Raw genomic sequence first — 17212 nt, 5'->3', positions numbered from 1 at the left:
ATCACATGGGCTGAGCGCAGCGATGTCAAGCCTCGCGCATCAGCGCAACGCGAACTGCTGCTCGACGAAGGCCGTGACAAATCGCGGCATGGACGGCGTGAGATCGCTCACCCCGCGCACGAGATGAATGGCCGAGAGCTCTGGCTCGGCCTCGTCCGCCAGATTGGCTTCGATCCGCGCACGCGCCACATCACCCGGCATGTCCAGGTTGACGATTTGCAACATCGCAATCGTCGGGCCGGTGACGACGCAGTGCCAGTCCGGCTCGACCCGATAGTCGGCGGCGGTCAGGCCGGTCTCTTCCTCGAGTTCGCGGATCACGCTGCCGGGAATGTCCAGCGTGTGGCCCCTGACGTCTTCGAGATCGGGCGTACCGGACGGGAAATAAATCCGGCCCGCATTGGCGGTGTGCTGCGCCATCTCACCCATGACGAAGGCGCCGTCGGAGGCGCGCAACGCGCCCATGCCAAAACCGTTGAACACGGCCTTGTCGGGAAAACCCCAATCGCGCCAGGCGAGGAAGCTCGCGAAATCGGTCTCGAAATAGGTCGCAGAAAGATGCCCGTCGGCGAACGTTGCATCACGCCCGAGCAGGACGCGACCGTTCCAGATCTTTGGCCGCTCGCGCTGCTTCTCGGCGAAATGCGTGGCGATCTCGGCGCGCCGCTCCTCCGCGAACGCCCAGACGATCGGCCGCACGGCAAGTTCAAGCGTCGTGACCCGATGAATGATTGGTGACGTCATGACGCCTGATGACCACACCTTCGCGTCAGTTATTTGACGCTTCCCGTGGTCTTCTTGGCCTGCTCGACATACTTGTTGGTGAAGGTCTTGCTGACGTCGATCTTGGCGTTGGCGACCTCGGGCGATCCAACGCTGAACACCGCGAGCACGGCGTCGGCGCCCTTCGGGTCCATCTTGCCGGTCTCGGAGAACATTGGGATCGTGTTCTTCAGTGCCGCGAGATAGAGGTCCTTGTTCTTGCCAACCGTCTCCTCCGGCATCTTCGCCATGATCTCCTCGGGCGAGTGCGAGTGGATCCAGGCGAGCGTGCCCAGGATCGCGTTGGTCAGCGCCTGCGTCTCCTTCTCGTGGCCGGCGACCCAGGCCGCGGTCGAGTACAGCGCGCCGCCCGGATATTCGCCGCCGAACGTCTCAAGTGTATCCTTTTGCGTGCGGGTGTCCGAGAGGATGCGCAGATCCTTGTGGCTGCCCTGGAGCACGGTCACGGAGGGATCGAGCATCACGGCCGCATCGATCTGGCCCTGCTCCATGGCGGCGACCGCAGTGGCGCCGAGGCCAACGCCGATCACGGCGGTGCTGGCGGGATCGACGCCATTCTTCTTCAGCATATACTTCAGGAAGAAGTCAGTGGAGGAGCCGGGCGCGCTGACGCCGACCTTCTTGCCGGCGAGGTCCTTGATCGACTTGATCTCGTTGGTGTGCGACGGCGAAACCACCAGCACGAGGCCGGGATAACGGTCATAGACCACGAAGGCCTGAAGCTCCTGCTTCTTGGCCGCGAGGTTGACGCAATGGTCGAAATAGCCGGAGACCACGTCGGCGCTGCCGCCGAGCACGGCCTTGAGCGCGTCCGAGCCGCCCTTGAGGTCCACGAGCTCAACGTCGAGACCCGCCTTGTCGTATTCGCCGAGCTGCTTTGCCAGCACCGTCGGCAAATAGCACAAACAGGAGCCGCCGCCGATCGCGATCGTGACCTTGCTTTGCGCCGCGGCAAGACCGGTGGTGAGCGTCAGCGCGAGCAGCGCGCCCGCGAGCCTGGCTATCGTGTTCTTCATTGGTTTCCTCCGTTCGGCTGGCGGCACCATAAAGCAGCCGGGCTGGCTTGAGAAGCAGGACCGAAGGCGCTGGCCATCGGCCTTTCGGCGCAATAGCATGAAGCCCACAAGAACAATTCTTGATGGGGAGGATCATCCATGAATCGCCTTGCAATCGGACTGTCGATCGCCACCGCTTTTGCCGCCGGATGCGGCGCAACCCACCTGCTGCGGCCGGCGCTGGCCGCGGAGAACATCCCTCCGCAGATCATCCACACCGGCGAGATGGAGGGCGACGCGCTCGGGAATGCCAACGCCGTCGGCTACCGCTCCAAGACGTTCGCAAGCGCCGATGGCGCCACCATCTCGATCCAGGTCGGCAATGTGCCCAAGCACATGCATCCCAACACCAACGAGATCCAGTACATCTTAGAGGGCACCGGCACGATCTGGTTCGGCGACAAGGAGGTCACGGTGAAGCCGGGCGACCTCGTCATCATCCCGAAGGGGACGCCGCATGGCGGCACCAAGCCGATCAGCGGACAGGTCAAGGCGATCGCGATCAAGACGCCGCCGCAGGCCCCCGATGACACCAAGCTGCTGGATTGAGCTTTCGCGATCCGGGGCTCGCGCGGTGCGCGGGCCCCTCGCGGCTTAGCCACGCCCGTCCACGGTCGGGCGCCAGACCAGCAGTCTCCGCTCCACCAATGTCACGCCAAAATCGATCAGGATGACGAAGGCCGACAGCACGAACATGCCGGCGAAGACGCCGGCGACGTCGAATATGCCCTCGGCCTGCTGAATGAGGTAGCCGAGCCCCGCCGCCGATCCCAGATACTCGCCGACGACGGCACCGACCACGGCAAAACCGACCGACGTGTGCAGCGAGGAGAACATCCACGACAGCGCCGAAGGCCAATAGACGTGCTGCATCAGCTGCCGCTCGCTCATGCCGAGCATGCGGCCGTTGTCCAGCACGGTGCGGCTGACCTCCTTGACGCCCTGATAGACGTTGAAGAACACGATGAAGAACACCAGCGTCACGCCGAGCGCGACCTTGGACCAGATGCCCAGCCCAAGCCACAGCGCGAAGATCGGCGCCAGCACCACACGCGGCAGAGCGTTGACCATCTTGACGTAGGGATCGAACACCGCGGCGACCAGCGGCTGGCGCGCGAACCAGAAGCCGATCAGCACACCGCCGGCCGATCCGATCACGAAGGCCAGGATCGATTCCGTCAGCGTGATGCCGAGATGCTTCCAGATCACACCGGACGAGAACCATTTGACGATCTGGGCGAAGACATCGACCGGATTGGAGAAGAAGAACGGCGGCAGCAGGATCTTGCCGAACACGGGCACGGTCGACAGCAATTGCCACAGCGCGAGGCAGACCACCGCGACCAGCACTTGCAGCGTAAGCAGCGTGACGCGCGACATCAGACCGCCTCCGCCGCTTGCGTGGACTGCGCATAGCCCTTCATGACCTCGTCCTTGAGCACGCTCCAGATCTCGCGATGAAGCGCATGGAATTCCTTGTCCAGCCGCACTTCGAAAATGTCGCGCGGGCGCGGCAGGCTCACGCGCCAGTCGCCGATGATGCGGGAGGACGGCCCCGCCGACATGATCACGACGCGGTCGGCGAGCGCGATCGCCTCTTCCAGATCATGGGTGACGAACAGCACGGCCTTGCGGTCAGCGTTCCAGAGGTCGAGCAACAGGTTGCCCATCACCTGCCGGGTCTGTGCATCCAGCGGTCCGAACGGCTCATCCATCAGCAGGATCTTTGGATCGCGGATCAGCACCTGCGCCAGCGCCACGCGCTTGCGCTGGCCGCCCGAGAGCATGTGCGGATAGCGGTTGGCGAAGGCACCCAAGCCGACCGAGGTCAGCCATTTCTGCGCCCGCGGCAGTGCCTCGCTGCGCGGCGTGCCGCTGACTTCGAGCCCGATCGCGACGTTGTCGAGCGCGGTCTTCCAGGGGAACAGCGCATCGGCCTGGAACAGGTAGCCGGCGTCCCGGTTCAGCCCGGCAAGTGGCTGGTCGAATATCCTGACGCTCCCCGCAGCCGGCTTCAGCAGCCCGGCCGCGACGTTGAGCAGTGTTGATTTCCCGCAGCCGGTCGGGCCGACGATGGCGACGAACTCGCCCTGCGCCACCGTCAGATGCGCCTTCTCCACCGCCGTATAGACCCGCCCGTCCCCCAACTGGAACGCGACCTTGGCATCTTCCAGCGCCACTGCCGTAGGCGTTATCATATGCTTCCTCCGAACTTGGCCCGATGCCTTAGCCGCTCGCGCGACCAAGTTCAATCAAGCCGCCAAGCGTGCTACGCATGGGCCTTGTCATCCCCTCCCTTCCCCCTCCCTTCCCTGGGGCGGGTCAGCGCAGTGAGCCCCGCCCGATGCCGTCCAGGCCGATGATTGGCTATGCCCACGTCACCAAGAGCTTCGGCGCGCTCAAGGCCGTGGACGATGTGTCACTCGACATCGCCGAAGGCGAATTTGTAGCCGTCGTCGGTGGCTCGGGTTCGGGCAAGACGACGCTGCTGCGGCTCGCCAACCGCCTGATCGAGGCGGATGGGGGCACGATCACGGTCGAGGGCGACGACGTGCAATCCGTCGATCCGGTCGCGCTGCGGCGCCGCATCGGCTACGTTTTCCAGAGCGGCGGACTGTTCCCGCATCTGAGCGTCGCCGACAATATCGGGATCACGCCGAAGCTGCTCGGCGTCTCGGCAGCGGATATCGCAACACGGGTCGATGAGTTGCTCGAGCTCGTGCAGCTCGACCGGGCCGCCCATCGCGGGCGGTTGCCGGATGCGCTCTCGGGCGGCCAGCGCCAGCGTGTCGGCGTGGCGCGGGCGCTTGCGGCAAGGCCCCGCATCGTGCTGATGGATGAGCCATTCGGCGCGCTCGATCCCCTTACCCGCGATGCGCTCGGCGACGATTTTCGCGAGCTGCACCGCAAGCTCGGCCTGACCACCGTGATGATCACCCACGACATGACGGAAGCGATCCTGCTCGCCGACCGCATCGCGGTGATGCGCAGCGGGAAGCTGCTGGCGCAGGGCACGCCAGTGGAGCTCTCGAAAAGCAGCGACGCCTACGTGCTGGAGCTGCTGCGGACGCCGCGACGCCAGGTCGAGCGATTGAACGCGCTGCTGCTAAAGGGCGGGGCGGCATGAGCCTTTTCACGGATCCGCGTTGGGGCGAAGCGCTGGCGCATTTGCCCGACTATCTCGGCAACCACGTGCGGGTGAGTCTCGCCGCGCTTGCGCTCGGCCTGATCGTCAGCCTGCCGCTGGCGATTCTGACGCGCAACCGTCCCACGCCGCGCGCTGTGCTGCTCGCGCTCGCCAGCATCGTGCAGACGGTGCCCGGGCTGGCGCTGCTCGCGCTGTTCTATCCGCTCCTGCTGCTCGCGGCCTCCGTGGCGCTGGCCTGGTTCGGCGTCTCCTTCTCCGCTTTCGGCTTCCTGCCGGCGATGCTGGCGCTGGCGCTCTATTCGATGCTGCCGGTGCTGCGCAATGGCATCACCGGCCTCAACGGCATCGATCCCGCGCTGATAGAGGCTGCCAAAGGCGTCGGAATGACCGCGCGGCAGTCGCTGGTGATGGTCGAACTGCCGCTGGCGCTGCCGGTCATGATGGCGGGGATCCGCACCGCCGCGGTGTGGGTGATCGGCACCGCGACGCTGTCGACCCCGATCGGGCAGACCAGCCTCGGCAATTACATCTTTGCCGGGCTCCAGACCCAGAACTGGGTGTTCGTGCTGTTCGGCTGCTTTGCCTCGGCCCTGCTGGCGCTCGCCGTCGATCAACTGCTCGGCCTGGTCGAGAGCGGCCTGCGCTGGCGCAGCCGCGTGCGTGCGGCGCTTGGCGCGGCCGGGATCGCGGCACTGGTCGCCGCAACATTGGTGCCGACGATGGGGCGCTCGTCACAGAACTATGTCGTCGGCGCCAAGACGTTCGCCGAGCAGTATGTGCTGTCGGCGCTGATGCGGGACCGGCTTCAGGCCGCCGGTCTCGCCGCCGTCGCACGCTCCGGTCTCGGCTCAAGCGTGATCTTCGAGGCGTTGAAAGCCGGCGATATCGATCTCTACGTCGATTATTCCGGCACGCTCTGGGCCAATCAGCTTCACCGCACGGACATCAAGCCGCGCGCGGAGCTGTTGGCGGAGCTGCAGACAACGCTTGCGAAGGAGAACATCACCCTGCTCGGCGAGCTCGGTTTCGAGAACGCCTATGCGCTGGTGATCCCGAAGAAGCGCGCCGAGGCGCTTGGCATCCGCACCATCGCCGATCTCGCCGCGCATGCTTCGACCCTGTCGATCGCCGGCGACTATGAGTTTTTCTCGCGACCCGAATGGGCGGCGCTGCAAAAGGCCTATGGCCTCTCGTTCCGCGCCCAGCGCCAGATGCAGCCGGACTTCATGTATGCGGCCGTCGCCAGCGGCGAGGTCGATGTCATCGCCGGCTACACCAGCGACGGGTTGATCGCAAAATACGATCTCGTTGCGCTCGACGATCCCAGGCACGCGATCCCGCCCTACGATGCGATCCTGCTGCTGGCCCCAAAGCGCGCCGGCGACGAACGGCTGCGGGCCGCGGTGAAGCCGCTGCTCGGCAAGATCGACATCGCGACCATGCGCGAAGCTAATTTGCGCGCCGCCGGCAATGACGCGAATTCGTCGCCGGATGCAGTGGCGAAATGGCTGTGGGAGAAGGTGGGTGGGCGGTAGCCGCGCCATTCGTTCGATGTCGTCCTGGCCTTCGCCAGGACGACGTTGGAGAGACGCTACAGCCCCCTGATCATCCCCGCATCGATCAGCAGCCGGTTAAGCCGGCGCGCTTCGGCCCCGTCCTTGCATCCGTAGAATATGCCCTTGCAGCGGAGCATGATCTCCTTCTGCTCGGCGAAGGACGGATCGAGCGGGATGCCGGCGGCTTCCTGGATAACCAGCGGCAGATACGGGCCGTCGACCGTGTCCATCACGGCCTCGCTTTTCACCGGCTCGAAATTGACGGCGTCGATCGCGTAGTAAGTCGCGTAGAGACGTGCGTCGTAGGCGTCGAGCTTCTTGCCGAGAGCGCCCTCGTCGAGCCCGGGCTCGAGGATACCGGGCGCGAATTCCGGCTGATGATCGCCGTAGCGCACGATCAGGAAGGGTTCGCCGGGAAATTTCTTCTTCAAGCCCGCGAGGAAAGCGTTGTACTGCTCGGCGCTCATCGCCTGCCGCCGCAGGTACTCGTCGATGGACGGCACATTGCCCGGTGCGCGCCAGTTCGGCAGCAGATCCGGGCGGAAGCGCGTCTCCCAGGGGAAATGATTGGCGCCGAGATAGATGAAGGTGAACAGCGGCTTGTTCGGCGTCCGCTCGCCCATCAGCCGGAGCGCCTTGTCGTAGAAGAAGCTATCCGGCTCGACATCCTTGGCGCCGAGATCCTTGGAGTCGAGAAAGCGTTCGATGCCGGTCGTCACCTGAAAGCTGCGCGCGGCCATGAAGCCGCCATAGGCGGGGTACAGCGACATCGTGTCGTAGCCGCAGCGGCGCAGCGCCAGCGGCAGGCCGCGCTCGACACGGCCTGTTGCAATGCGCGTCACGAAATAGGCGAAGCGGCCGAACGAGCGCGACGACAACCCCGCGAGCACGTTGTATTCGGTGAACCAGCTCGGCCCGCCATTGCTCTCGGCCAGGAACGCGCGCTCCTTGCCGTCCCAGGATTTGAAATGGCTGCCGTAGCCGGCCGGCACCTTGATGCCCTGCGCGGCGCGGATGTCGAAGCTCGATTCATCATGGACCATGATGATGTTCGGCCGCCGGCCGGCAGGATGGCAGGCATCGACCAGCGGCATGTTGAGCCGTTCGTTGGTCGAAGCGGCCGACTCCATGAAGCCGTATTGCGCGAAGTCGGAGACCGCGCTGACGCCGGAGCGGAAGAACTTCGAGAGATAGCCGTCGTCGTAATAGCCGCGCCAAGCCTCGTCCGGATGGTGGAGCGAATAGCCGACCAGCGCGGCGAGGCAGGCGAGCATCGAGGCGAGCGCCGGTAGCCTACGGATGCGGAATGGGTCGAGCCACCACAGCGCATACATCAGCGGCAGCGTGACCAGGCCGGCCCCGATCACCGACCAGCGCAAATTCGGGAAGATCGTGAACAGGAACGCCACCGTGTCGCGGTCGATCATCATCAGGTCGATGAAGTTGGCCGTCATCTGCACGACGTCGTGCTTCAGCCGTGACAGCAGCACCAGCACCACGACCATAGTCAGCGACAGCGCACCCGAGAGCGCCGGCCGCCGCAGCAGCGCGATCCAGAAGAAGTTGAGGATGCCCCAGGCCAGCACGAAGGAGAGCCGTGCGCCGAAATCCGTCTCGGTCTCGTACATCAGGACGAGCGCCGCGAGATGCGGCGCTGCAACCGCGAGCAGCCGCCAGATGCCGAGCGCAGCGACGCTTGCCAGCACGGCGGTCGTGGCAGAAGGACCTGGATTGGGCGCGGACGCCATCGACGACACGCAACTGCTGGTCCGGCACGGTGATGCCGAGCCGGCTGACCGGGCCTGCGGCGTTCGGCGCAGCCGGAAGGCCTGCACCGTGTCATAAAACTGTAATTGAACGGTCACGGACAAGCAACGCGTGTCGCGGTCCGACCTTCGCTTAATGTTAGCGGAAGCCGATCGGTCTCCGGGCCCAATTCGTCCCTAGGGCAAATCCCGCAGTGCAGAACCGACTTGCCGTCTAGTCGAGGCCTTCGACGCTGACCAGGCGGGCAGAACTGCAAGCGTCCCGGACCGCTTTGAGACCCTGGTAGGTCGCGCCTGTGTAAAATGCCTCCCAGGCTGCGACGGATGGGAATTCCAGCAGAACGATCCTGCGGGGCTGCCAGTCTCCCTCGTAGACCTTGTGGGCGCCCCCTCGCGCCAGATATCGAGCTCCAGCGGCCTCCAGGGCGGGCTTCACGCCCAACATGAAGCTTTGGTACTGCTGCAAATCCCTGATCTCGACGTCGAAAATCACATAAGCCGGCATCTCAAGACGCTCCCACGATCGGAAATTGATCACCTGTCCGGCAATGGTCTCACCTCGGAGGCTCAGCCCTGCGGCAGCAGCCCGAGCCGCTTGGCGATGATGCGGTCGACCACACGCTTGGGCAGCGTGGCCGTCATCAAATGCCGCATCCGGTCCGGCGTGATCTGGTAGCGAACCTTGGGCCTCTCGGCGGTGAGCGCCTCGAAAACGACCTCGGCAATCCGCTCGGCCGGCAGCCCGGTCTCGCCGAGCTTCATCATGAACGCCATGACCTTGTTCAGCGCCGGCAGATAAGGCGAGTTCTGGTAGACCGAAAGATCGATCTGCTCGGCCTTGCTCCAGATCGGCGTCTTGACGGCGCCGGGTGCGACGATAATGACGTCGATGCCAAACAGCATCAATTCGCGGCGCAAGCTCTCCGACAGACCTTCGATGGCATGCTTGGAGGTGCAGTAAGGCGCCGACAACGGATTGCCGTTCTTGCCCGCGACCGAGCTGATCATCACGATCCGGCCCTTCGGTCCCTCCAGCGACGGGTCGGCGCCCAGCAGCGGCCCAAAGGCCTGCGTCGCGATGACCGGGCCGATGACGTTGATCTCCATCTGCCGGCGAAAGTCGTCGACCGACAATTCGAGCACGGGACCGGCGACCGCGACGCCGGCGTTGTTGACGAGACCGGCCAGCGTCTCGCCGCCCAGCGCCTCGCGGACTTTTCGCGCAGCCGCGAGGACCGCCGCCTCGTCGGTGACGTCGAACAGCAGCGCCGTGAAGTTCGTACCGAATTCACCCATGAGCCGATCCGCATCGGCCTGCTTGCGGACACTACCGAAAACACGATAGCCGCGCCCGATCAGAAACTTCGCAATGGCCCAGCCGATGCCGGTGGACGCGCCGGTGACGACGACGGATCGCATGATCTTCCTCCCCAAGAGCTCCCGCGATCATGCAGGCGAAAGGTGCCGGGGCGCAATGCCGTCCACCGCTCAAGGAGACGCCGCGGGTGTCAGTTCTTAAGTTGAAGGCGAGGTGCGAACCTCGCGACGTGCGATTGATTGCATCCTGAAGGTATGGATGAAGAGCCGAATCCTTGACCCTGAAGACGCTGGGCTTTTGAGGATCGGGAGCTTCTGAGAAATTCCGAAAACAACGCGAGACCAAGAATGTGGTTTAAGCGTCAGTTCTTCATGCTCAGGGAGCACTTCAGCTCGCGAAGAATTTGAATGAAGCAGCAATGCTTCGCGCGAGACGAAAAGAGCGAGACCGCTGGTTGCGATCTCGCTCGAATATAATCGCGAAGATTTAAGAATTGGTTTGGCGAGCGAAGCTTGTGTTTTCGCTCGCGTGTCCGGATGCGGCGCAACCGATACGCCGCATCCGAACGGCCGCTTAGTTCTTCGACTTGTCGACCAGCGCGCCCTTCTTGATCCAGGGCATCATGTCGCGCAGCTTGGCGCCGACTTCCTCGATCGGGTGCTCGGCGAGCTTGGCGCGGGTCGCCTTGAACGAGGTCTGGTTGACCTTGTTCTCGAGCATCCAGTCGCGGGCGAACTTGCCGGACTGGATGTCGTTCAGAACCCGCTTCATCTCCTTCTTGGTCTCGTCGGTGACGATGCGCGGGCCGGTGACGTACTCACCGTACTCCGCGGTGTTGGAGATCGAGTAGTTCATGTTGGCGATGCCGCCTTCATAGATCAGGTCGACGATCAGCTTCACTTCGTGCAGGCACTCGAAATAGGCCATCTCCGGGGCGTAGCCGGCTTCGACCAGCGTCTCGTAGCCGCCCTTGATCAGCTCGACCAGGCCGCCGCAGAGCACGACCTGCTCGCCGAACAGGTCGGTCTCGCATTCTTCCTTGAAAGTGGTCTCGATGATGCCAGCACGGCCGCCGCCGACGGCGGAGGCGTAGGACAGGCCGAGGTCGTGGGCGTTACCCGAGACGTCCTTGGCGATCGCGATCAGGCAGGGCACGCCGCCGCCACGCTGGTATTCCGAACGCACCGTGTGGCCGGGGCCCTTCGGCGCGATCATCAGAACGTCGAGATCGGCGCGCGGGTCGAGCAGGTTGAAGTGGACGTTGAGACCGTGCGCGAAGACGAGGGCGGCGCCCTTCTTCATGTTGTCGTGCAGGTGCTCGCGGTAAATGTCGCCCTGGAGCTCGTCCGGGGTCAGCATCATGACCAGGTCGGCCCATTTGGCGGCCTCGGCGACTTCCATCACCTTGAAGCCGGCAGCTTCCGCCTTCTTGGCCGAGGCCGAACCCTTGCGGAGCGCAATCGCCACGTCCTTGACGCCGGAATCCTTCAGGTTCAGCGCATGGGCGTGGCCCTGGCTGCCATAGCCGACGATGACGACCTTCTTGCCCTTGATCAGGTTCAGGTCGGCGTCGCGATCGTAATAAACACGCATGGTCGTTTCCTCGTTCAGGGGCCGGAATCGGCCGTTGGTCAGGTCTTGTCGGTCAGGTCTCGGACGGTGAAATTTGCGGATTTCGGGGGCTGTCTAGAGCATTTTCGGCCCCCTGGGAAACCCGTTTCTGCATGGAAAGCTGAGGCATCATGCATCCATAACGACGGGGTAGAGAGACGCCAGCAGCAGGATCGCCATCAGGATGTTGAAGGCGCGGACCAGCCGCTCGGAGGTCAGCACCGGCCGTAGTGCAGTGCCGAACAGGACCCAGACCACGGTCGAGACCGCGCCGACGAGTAGGCTGACCAGGGTCTGGATCGCGATATTGATGGGGAATCGGGCAATCGCCGCGTAGGCGGTGATTGTGCCGATCACGATCACCCAGCCCTTGGCGTTGATCCACTGGAACATCGCCGCGCCCCAGAAGGTCATCGGGCCGCGGCCGGTCTCGCCGTCCGGCGTGGTCGGGCCGGACAAAGCAATCACGGCGGCAAGGTAAATCAGATAGACCGCGCCGGCGTATTTCAGGATGGTCTGAAGGATCGGATAGGCCAGAAACACTGTGCCGAGCCCGAGACCCACGGCGGCGATCATGAAAGCAAAGCCGATGACGATACCGGCGATGTGGGGGATGGTGCGCCGAAAGCCGTAGGTCAGGCCCGAGGCCAGCAGCATGATGTTGTTCGGCCCGGGCGTGAAATACATCACGACCATAAAGGCGAGGAAGGCATAGAAGAGCGAATAGGCCATAGTCACCTCACGCGGTCTTCGGCAGGACTTGCGGACGCTTCGCGAGCACCATCACCGCGATACCGCCGATCACGGTGAGCATGCCGGCGAGACGCAGCGGGCCGAACCGCTCGCCGAACACGATGCTGGACGCAGCCGAGCCGACGAACGGCACCAGCAGCGCGAACGGCACCACTTGCGCAGGGGGATAGTCACGTAGCAGCCGGCCCCACAGCCAATAGGCGATGCTGGTGGAGATGCCGCCGATCAACAGCAGGCAAATGAGGCCGGTGAGCGACATGTGGATCAGCGACTGCCAGGTCGGCGTTGGTCCGTTGACGACCAGCGTGAGCGCGAACAGCGGCACCGCGGTGGCGAGGCACAACCAGGCGAACAGATCGAACATCGGCACGCCGCGGGCGCCGCGCAGCAGGACATTGCCGACCGCAAAGCTGACCGGCGCGATCATCAGCACGGCGAAGGCACCGACGCTGAAATCATAGCCGACCGTGCCGCAGATCATCAAAAGGCCGATGGCTGCGATGACGATGCCCAGCGTCTGCACCGGCGTCGGCCGCTCACCGAATGCGATCGCGGCAAAGCCGATCGTGAACAGCGCCTGGCTCTGCACGACGACGCTGGTCAGCCCCACCGGCACGCCATGGGCGATGCCATAGGCCTGGCTCAGAAATTGGCCGAGAAAGAGCGTGAAGCTGATCGCGATCAGGAGCGACCAGGCGACTTTGGGCTTGCGGATGAATAGGCACGGCACCGCGGCAATGGTGAAGCGCATCGCCGTCATCAGCTCCGGCGAAAATTCGTCGAGCGCGATCCGGCTCGCCACGAAGGCAAGCCCCCAGATGACCGCCACCAGGATGGCGATGAGGATGTCGGCCGGCTTCATTGTCGTTCCCGGTTCTGCCCTGTCGTGCAGCCCTGTTTGTTGTTCTGGTCGAGCCTTGCTCGCCGGCCGTTACGTGGAGGAATTGGGTTTCCGCAGCAGATAGGTGCCGTGCATCGGGGCGTGGTAATCGGCCGAGACCAGCGTGAAGCCGACGTCGGTCAGCATCCGCTCCATGACCCAGCCGAAAGTGGAATACTCGTCGCGCATGTGGGTGACGACGCTTTCACGCGGGACATCGTGGTTCTTGATCTCAAAGTCGGCCCATTGGTCAACGTCGCGCTCGACGGCATCGGGCATCGAGGCGTAGACGATGTCGCGCAAATAGAAAGTGGCACCGGGCTTGAGCGCGCGATAGATCCGCGACATGGCTACCGCCTTCCAGAAATCCGGCAGATGGTGCAGCGTGAACTCGCTGACGATCAGGTCATAGGATTCCGGCCGGTAGGCGAAGCTGAGCAGGCCGGCGGACTGCGTGCGCACGGGCGCCTTGCGGTCGCGCGCGTAGATCTCGGCGAGCGCCAGCATCGCGGGCGAGATGTCGATGGCATCGACCTCGGCGCCCATCAGCGCCGCCTCGGTCGCGAGCACGCCGTTGCCGCAACCGATATCGGCAATGCGCCAGCCGCGCTGGACGCCGAGCATTTTCAGCGCGGCGCGCGCCCGTAGATCGGCATCGTCATGACTGTCGTAGATCGAGGCCACTGCAGGCCCGATCCCCATCCGGTTCCGCTCGTTGTAATACCAGTCGCGCGCCAGCATGGCTCACATTCCCTCAGGCCCGCGACCAATCGCGGCAACACCGGTGCGCGACACTTCGACAAGGCCAAGCGGACGCATCAGGTCGATAAACTGATTGATCTTGTCTGTATTGCCTGTGATCTCGAACACGAAGCTCTCGGTGGTGGCATCGATCACGCGGGCGCGGAACGCGTCCGCCAGCCGCAGCGCCTCGACGCGATGCTCGCCCTGCCCGCGTACCTTGACCATCGCCAGCTCGCGCTCGATCGAGCGCTTGGTCAGCGTCATGTCGACGACGCGATAGACCGGGATCATGCGGTCGAGCTGATGCTTTATCTGCTCGATCACCATGGGCGTACCCGTGGTGACGATAGTGATGCGCGAGAGATGCTTCTGGCTCTCGGTCTCCGAGACCGTGAGGCTCTCGATGTTGTAGCCGCGCCCCGAGAACAGGCCGATGACGCGCGCGAGCACGCCGGGCTCGTTCTGCACGAGCACCGAAAGCGTATGCGTCTCGTTCGGGTCGTGGCGCTCCTCGATGAAATAGGCAGATGCGGGCTGGTTCATTGTCGTCCCCTTCATTCTCGTCGTTACGCCGTCGCCTGATGAGCGACCGGCGCATCCGTCCCGACCCAACCGCGGAACAGATCGAAATCGATATTGCCGCCGGACAGCACGAGACCGACGCGCTTGCCCGACAATCCTGTCTTGTCCTGAAGCGCCGCGGCGAGCGCGGCGGCGCCGGCGCCTTCGGCGAGATTGTGCGTGTCGGTCCAGAGCGCATGGATCGCGAGCGCGATTTCATCGTCCGTCACCTGGACGATACGCGAGGCGCCCTTGAGGATGACCGCGAGCGCTTCCGGATCGGGAATCCGCGTCGCCATGCCGTCCGCGAGCGTGTTGCTGGTCTCGGTGGTCACCACCTGACCCGCCGCGAACGACAGCGCGTAGGACGGCGCCTCGGTCGACTGCACGCCCACGATCTCGGTCTTCAGGCCGAGCAGATCGCGCGCCATGATACAGCCGCAGATCCCCGAGCCTTGCCCGATCGGCACATAGAGGATGTCGAGATCGGGCGCGGCCCGGAACAATTCGAGCGCATAGGTCGCCACGCCCAGCACCAGGTCCGTATGGAACGACGGCACCATGTGCAGCCCGGCGAACTGCGCGTGGCGTCCGGCTTCCTCGCGTGCGGCCTGAAAGTCCTCGCCGTGCTCAACGAGTTCGGCGCCGAACGCCTTCATCGCGCGGTTCTTCTCGACCGAATTGCCGCGCGGCACATAGATCACGGCAGTTACGCCATGGCGGCTCGCCGCAAAGGCGAGGCTCTGGCCATGATTGCCGCGCGTCGCCGAGATGATGCCCGGAATGTTCGGCCGTTCGCGCTTCAGCCGATCGAGATAGACCAACCCGCCGCGCACCTTGAAGGCGCCCGTCGGCGTGTGATTCTCGTGCTTGACCACGACCTGCGTGCCGAGCCGCTCGGCGAGCAGCGGCCAGGCGTGCGCCGGCGTTGCCGGCACCGCCTGCCCCACGATCGCATGTGCGCGTTCGAGCTCGTTCAGGTCGAACATCACGCTCACACCAGCGCCTTACCGCCGGCGAACGCCTTCGCGGTGGCTTCGTCGTTGGCCTGCTCCGGCAACAGCATCTCGTTGTGCGCCTTGCCGGAGGGGATCATCGGGAAACAGTTTTCCAGCGACGCGACGCGGCAGTCGAACAGCACCGGGCGCTTGACCGAGATCATCTCCTGGATGGCGCCGTCGAGATCACCGGGCTTGTGCACCTGGAGGCCGACGCCGCCGTAGGCTTCCGCGAGCTTGACGAAGTCCGGCATCGCCTCCGAATAGGAATGCGACAGGCGGTTGCCATGGAGCAGCTGCTGCCACTGCCGCACCATGCCCATGTACTGGTTGTTCAGGATGAAGATCTTGATCGGCAGCTCGTACTGCACAGCCGTCGACATCTCCTGCATCGTCATCTGCACCGAGGCATCACCCGCGATGTCGATGACGAGGCTGTCGGGATGGGCAACCTGCACGCCAACCGCGGCCGGCAGGCCGTAGCCCATGGTGCCGAGACCGCCCGAGGTCATCCAACGATGCGGCTCCTCGAAGCCGTAGAACTGCGCGGCCCACATCTGATGCTGACCGACCTCGGTGGTGATGTAGGTGTCCTTGCCGCGCGTCGCCTCGAACAGGCTCTGGATCGCATGCTGCGGCAGGATGACGTCGTTGCTCTTCCTGAAATAGAGCGAGTTGCGGGCGCGCCACTGCGCGATCTGCTGCCACCAGGCCTTGATGTCGGGCTTCTTCGCCTCCGCCTTGAACACCTGGAGAATGTCGCCGAGGATGTTGCCGCAGTCGCCGATGATCGGCACGTCGACGCGGATGTTCTTGTTGATCGAAGACGGGTCGATGTCGATGTGGATCTTCTTCGACCCCGGCGAGAACGCATCGACGCGGCCGGTGATGCGGTCGTCGAAGCGCGCGCCGACGCACAGCATGACGTCGCAATCATGCATGGTCATGTTGGCTTCATAGGTGCCGTGCATGCCGAGCATGCCGAGCCAGCTCTTGCCCGAGGCGGGATATGCGCCGAGGCCCATCAGGGTGGAGGTGATCGGAAAGCCGGTGACCTCGACCAGCTCGCGCAGCAGCCTGGTCGCCTCGGGACCGGAATTGATCACGCCGCCGCCGCTATAGATCACGGGGCGCTTGGCGCCTGCGAGCAGCGCGACGGCCTTGCGGATTTGCGTCGCATCGCCCTTCACGCGCGGCGCGTAGGAGCGATGCACGTCGGATTTGCGCGGCGGATGATAGGTGCCGGTCGCGAACTGCACGTCCTTGGGCACGTCGACGAGCACCGGGCCCGGCCGACCCGTGGTCGCAACGTAAAACGCCTCGTGCAGCACCTTTGCGAGATCGTTGACGTCGCGCACCAGCCAGTTGTGCTTGGTGCAGGGGCGCGTGATGCCGACGGTGTCGCATTCCTGGAACGCGTCGTTGCCGATCAGGTGCGTCGGCACCTGGCCGGAGATGCAGACCAGCGGGATCGAGTCCATCAGCGCGTCGGTGAGCGGCGTCACCATGTTGGTGGCGCCGGGGCCGGAGGTCACCAGTGCAACGCCCGGCCTGCCGGTCGAACGCGCATAGCCCTCGGCGGCGTGGCCCGCGCCCTGCTCATGCCGAACCAGGATGTGCTGGACCTCGCTTTGCTGGAAGATCTCGTCGTAGATCGGGAGCACCGCGCCGCCGGGGTAGCCGAAAATGTCGGTCACGCCATGATCGATGAGCGCGCGGACGATCATCGCGGCGCCGGTCATCTGGTTCGGATCGTGGCTCTTGTCGCTCATTGGCTTGCTCCGGATGCGCTGTTGTCAGCGGCTTCGTTCGTGTCGGGTTTTCGGAAATAAAAAAGGCCCCGAAGAGGGCCCATGCACACCGCCTGTCATGTGGATGGCAGCTAGCCACCCCCGGCGGTGTGCCTGGGTACGACGGCGATAAGGAGTTTGGTAATAATGTTACGCATGGCAGGTGCCCGGCTTCCCAAAGGTTGCGCGAAACATAGCGGCCAGCGCCCCGATGTCAAGGCAATGCGGCCGTTCCCGCGCGATTTTGGC

The 17212-nt window shown here is 64.3% G+C and carries 17 protein-coding genes; 3 read left to right on the top strand and 14 right to left on the bottom strand.

Features of this window, described 5'->3' with window-relative positions; all coding sequences use genetic code 11:
- Window positions 1–39 precede the first annotated feature (39 nt).
- Both IVB36_RS37655 and IVB36_RS37650 read right to left on the bottom strand, forming a co-directional pair.
- Window positions 40–744 carry a hypothetical protein gene (locus tag IVB36_RS37655; RefSeq protein WP_018454354.1) on the bottom strand — a complete coding sequence of 235 codons (705 nt, stop codon included), beginning with the start codon at window positions 742–744 and terminating at the stop codon, window positions 40–42.
- 29 nt (window positions 745–773) lie between these two features.
- Complete coding sequence (locus IVB36_RS37650) at window positions 774–1799, bottom strand: ABC transporter substrate-binding protein (protein WP_018454353.1); 1026 nt, start codon at window positions 1797–1799, stop codon at window positions 774–776.
- Between the two features lie 138 nt (window positions 1800–1937).
- Between IVB36_RS37650 and IVB36_RS37645 the strand changes: the two genes are divergently transcribed.
- On the top strand, window positions 1938–2387 hold the full coding sequence (locus tag IVB36_RS37645; RefSeq protein WP_018454352.1) for a cupin domain-containing protein: 450 nt from the start codon (window positions 1938–1940) through the stop codon (window positions 2385–2387).
- 45 nt (window positions 2388–2432) lie between these two features.
- Here IVB36_RS37645 and IVB36_RS37640 read toward each other — a convergent pair whose 3' ends face one another.
- Entirely contained in the window at window positions 2433–3218 is a 786-nt protein-coding gene (locus IVB36_RS37640) for an ABC transporter permease (RefSeq protein ID WP_018454351.1), read from the bottom strand.
- Complete coding sequence (locus tag IVB36_RS37635; protein ID WP_026232716.1) at window positions 3218–4036, bottom strand: ABC transporter ATP-binding protein; 819 nt, start codon at window positions 4034–4036, stop codon at window positions 3218–3220. The genes IVB36_RS37640 and IVB36_RS37635 overlap by 1 nt, the downstream gene beginning before the upstream one ends.
- Before the next feature lie 146 nt (window positions 4037–4182).
- Between IVB36_RS37635 and IVB36_RS37630 the strand changes: the two genes are divergently transcribed.
- Both IVB36_RS37630 and IVB36_RS37625 read left to right on the top strand, forming a co-directional pair.
- Window positions 4183–4965, top strand: a complete 783-nt coding sequence (locus IVB36_RS37630) for an ABC transporter ATP-binding protein (protein ID WP_018454349.1) — start codon at window positions 4183–4185, stop codon at window positions 4963–4965.
- On the top strand, window positions 4962–6521 hold the full coding sequence (locus tag IVB36_RS37625) for a glycine betaine ABC transporter substrate-binding protein (RefSeq protein ID WP_018454348.1): 1560 nt from the start codon (window positions 4962–4964) through the stop codon (window positions 6519–6521). Before IVB36_RS37630 ends, IVB36_RS37625 begins: the two co-directional genes overlap by 4 nt.
- 56 nt (window positions 6522–6577) lie before the next feature.
- Here IVB36_RS37625 and IVB36_RS37620 read toward each other — a convergent pair whose 3' ends face one another.
- The 10 genes from IVB36_RS37620 to IVB36_RS37575 all read right to left on the bottom strand — a co-directional run bounded on the left by IVB36_RS37620 (window position 6578) and on the right by IVB36_RS37575 (window position 16945).
- The gene (locus IVB36_RS37620; protein ID WP_018454347.1) at window positions 6578–8290 is read right to left on the bottom strand and encodes a sulfatase-like hydrolase/transferase; all 1713 of its coding nucleotides are present in this window, start codon (window positions 8288–8290) and stop codon (window positions 6578–6580) included.
- Window positions 8291–8522: 232 nt separating this feature from the next.
- Window positions 8523–8813 carry a DUF1330 domain-containing protein gene (locus IVB36_RS37615; protein ID WP_018454346.1) on the bottom strand — a complete coding sequence of 97 codons (291 nt, stop codon included), beginning with the start codon at window positions 8811–8813 and terminating at the stop codon, window positions 8523–8525.
- Between the two features lie 62 nt (window positions 8814–8875).
- A complete protein-coding gene (locus tag IVB36_RS37610) occupies window positions 8876–9727 on the bottom strand; it encodes an SDR family oxidoreductase (RefSeq protein WP_018454345.1) in 852 nt (283 codons plus the stop codon).
- Window positions 9728–10199: 472 nt separating this feature from the next.
- Window positions 10200–11219, bottom strand: a complete 1020-nt coding sequence (ilvC, locus tag IVB36_RS37605; protein WP_007600992.1) for a ketol-acid reductoisomerase — start codon at window positions 11217–11219, stop codon at window positions 10200–10202.
- Window positions 11220–11366: 147 nt separating this feature from the next.
- Complete coding sequence (locus IVB36_RS37600; protein WP_018454344.1) at window positions 11367–11969, bottom strand: LysE family translocator; 603 nt, start codon at window positions 11967–11969, stop codon at window positions 11367–11369.
- Between the two features lie 7 nt (window positions 11970–11976).
- The gene (locus IVB36_RS37595) at window positions 11977–12852 is read right to left on the bottom strand and encodes an EamA family transporter (RefSeq protein ID WP_018454343.1); all 876 of its coding nucleotides are present in this window, start codon (window positions 12850–12852) and stop codon (window positions 11977–11979) included.
- A 69-nt stretch (window positions 12853–12921) separates the two neighbouring features.
- The gene (locus IVB36_RS37590; protein WP_007613338.1) at window positions 12922–13611 is read right to left on the bottom strand and encodes a class I SAM-dependent methyltransferase; all 690 of its coding nucleotides are present in this window, start codon (window positions 13609–13611) and stop codon (window positions 12922–12924) included.
- Between the two features lie 3 nt (window positions 13612–13614).
- A complete protein-coding gene (gene ilvN, locus IVB36_RS37585; protein WP_007613340.1) occupies window positions 13615–14157 on the bottom strand; it encodes an acetolactate synthase small subunit in 543 nt (180 codons plus the stop codon).
- A 23-nt stretch (window positions 14158–14180) separates the two neighbouring features.
- Window positions 14181–15164 (bottom strand): threonine dehydratase, encoded by a 984-nt coding sequence (locus IVB36_RS37580; RefSeq protein WP_026232715.1) that lies wholly within the window; start codon window positions 15162–15164, stop codon window positions 14181–14183.
- Window positions 15165–15169: 5 nt separating this feature from the next.
- Window positions 15170–16945 (bottom strand): acetolactate synthase 3 large subunit, encoded by a 1776-nt coding sequence (locus IVB36_RS37575; protein WP_018454341.1) that lies wholly within the window; start codon window positions 16943–16945, stop codon window positions 15170–15172.
- Window positions 16946–17212 lie beyond the last annotated feature (267 nt).

It is taken from the genome of Bradyrhizobium sp. 35, assembly GCF_023073215.1.
In the GTDB taxonomy this organism is placed as follows: domain Bacteria; phylum Pseudomonadota; class Alphaproteobacteria; order Rhizobiales; family Xanthobacteraceae; genus Bradyrhizobium; species Bradyrhizobium canariense_D.
Note: the sequence above shows the minus strand (reverse complement) of the source record. Positions and strands in the feature narration are given on the sequence as shown.

Bases quoted from the DNA above. Each gene is read 5' to 3' on its own strand.
- IVB36_RS37655 (WP_018454354.1), bottom strand. From the start codon at position 744: ATGACGTCACCAATCATTCATCGGGTCACGACGCTTGAACTTGCCGTG.
- IVB36_RS37650 (WP_018454353.1), bottom strand. From the start codon at position 1,799: ATGAAGAACACGATAGCCAGGCTCGCGGGCGCGCTGCTCGCGCTGACG.
- IVB36_RS37645 (WP_018454352.1), top strand. From the start codon at position 1,938: ATGAATCGCCTTGCAATCGGACTGTCGATCGCCACCGCTTTTGCCGCC.
- IVB36_RS37640 (WP_018454351.1), bottom strand. From the start codon at position 3,218: ATGTCGCGCGTCACGCTGCTTACGCTGCAAGTGCTGGTCGCGGTGGTC.
- IVB36_RS37635 (WP_026232716.1), bottom strand. From the start codon at position 4,036: ATGATAACGCCTACGGCAGTGGCGCTGGAAGATGCCAAGGTCGCGTTC.
- IVB36_RS37630 (WP_018454349.1), top strand. From the start codon at position 4,183: ATGCCGTCCAGGCCGATGATTGGCTATGCCCACGTCACCAAGAGCTTC.
- IVB36_RS37625 (WP_018454348.1), top strand. From the start codon at position 4,962: ATGAGCCTTTTCACGGATCCGCGTTGGGGCGAAGCGCTGGCGCATTTG.
- IVB36_RS37620 (WP_018454347.1), bottom strand. From the start codon at position 8,290: ATGGCGTCCGCGCCCAATCCAGGTCCTTCTGCCACGACCGCCGTGCTG.
- IVB36_RS37615 (WP_018454346.1), bottom strand. From the start codon at position 8,813: ATGCCGGCTTATGTGATTTTCGACGTCGAGATCAGGGATTTGCAGCAG.
- IVB36_RS37610 (WP_018454345.1), bottom strand. From the start codon at position 9,727: ATGCGATCCGTCGTCGTCACCGGCGCGTCCACCGGCATCGGCTGGGCC.
- ilvC (WP_007600992.1), bottom strand. From the start codon at position 11,219: ATGCGTGTTTATTACGATCGCGACGCCGACCTGAACCTGATCAAGGGC.
- IVB36_RS37600 (WP_018454344.1), bottom strand. From the start codon at position 11,969: ATGGCCTATTCGCTCTTCTATGCCTTCCTCGCCTTTATGGTCGTGATG.
- IVB36_RS37595 (WP_018454343.1), bottom strand. From the start codon at position 12,852: ATGAAGCCGGCCGACATCCTCATCGCCATCCTGGTGGCGGTCATCTGG.
- IVB36_RS37590 (WP_007613338.1), bottom strand. From the start codon at position 13,611: ATGCTGGCGCGCGACTGGTATTACAACGAGCGGAACCGGATGGGGATC.
- ilvN (WP_007613340.1), bottom strand. From the start codon at position 14,157: ATGAACCAGCCCGCATCTGCCTATTTCATCGAGGAGCGCCACGACCCG.
- IVB36_RS37580 (WP_026232715.1), bottom strand. From the start codon at position 15,164: ATGTTCGACCTGAACGAGCTCGAACGCGCACATGCGATCGTGGGGCAG.
- IVB36_RS37575 (WP_018454341.1), bottom strand. From the start codon at position 16,945: ATGAGCGACAAGAGCCACGATCCGAACCAGATGACCGGCGCCGCGATG.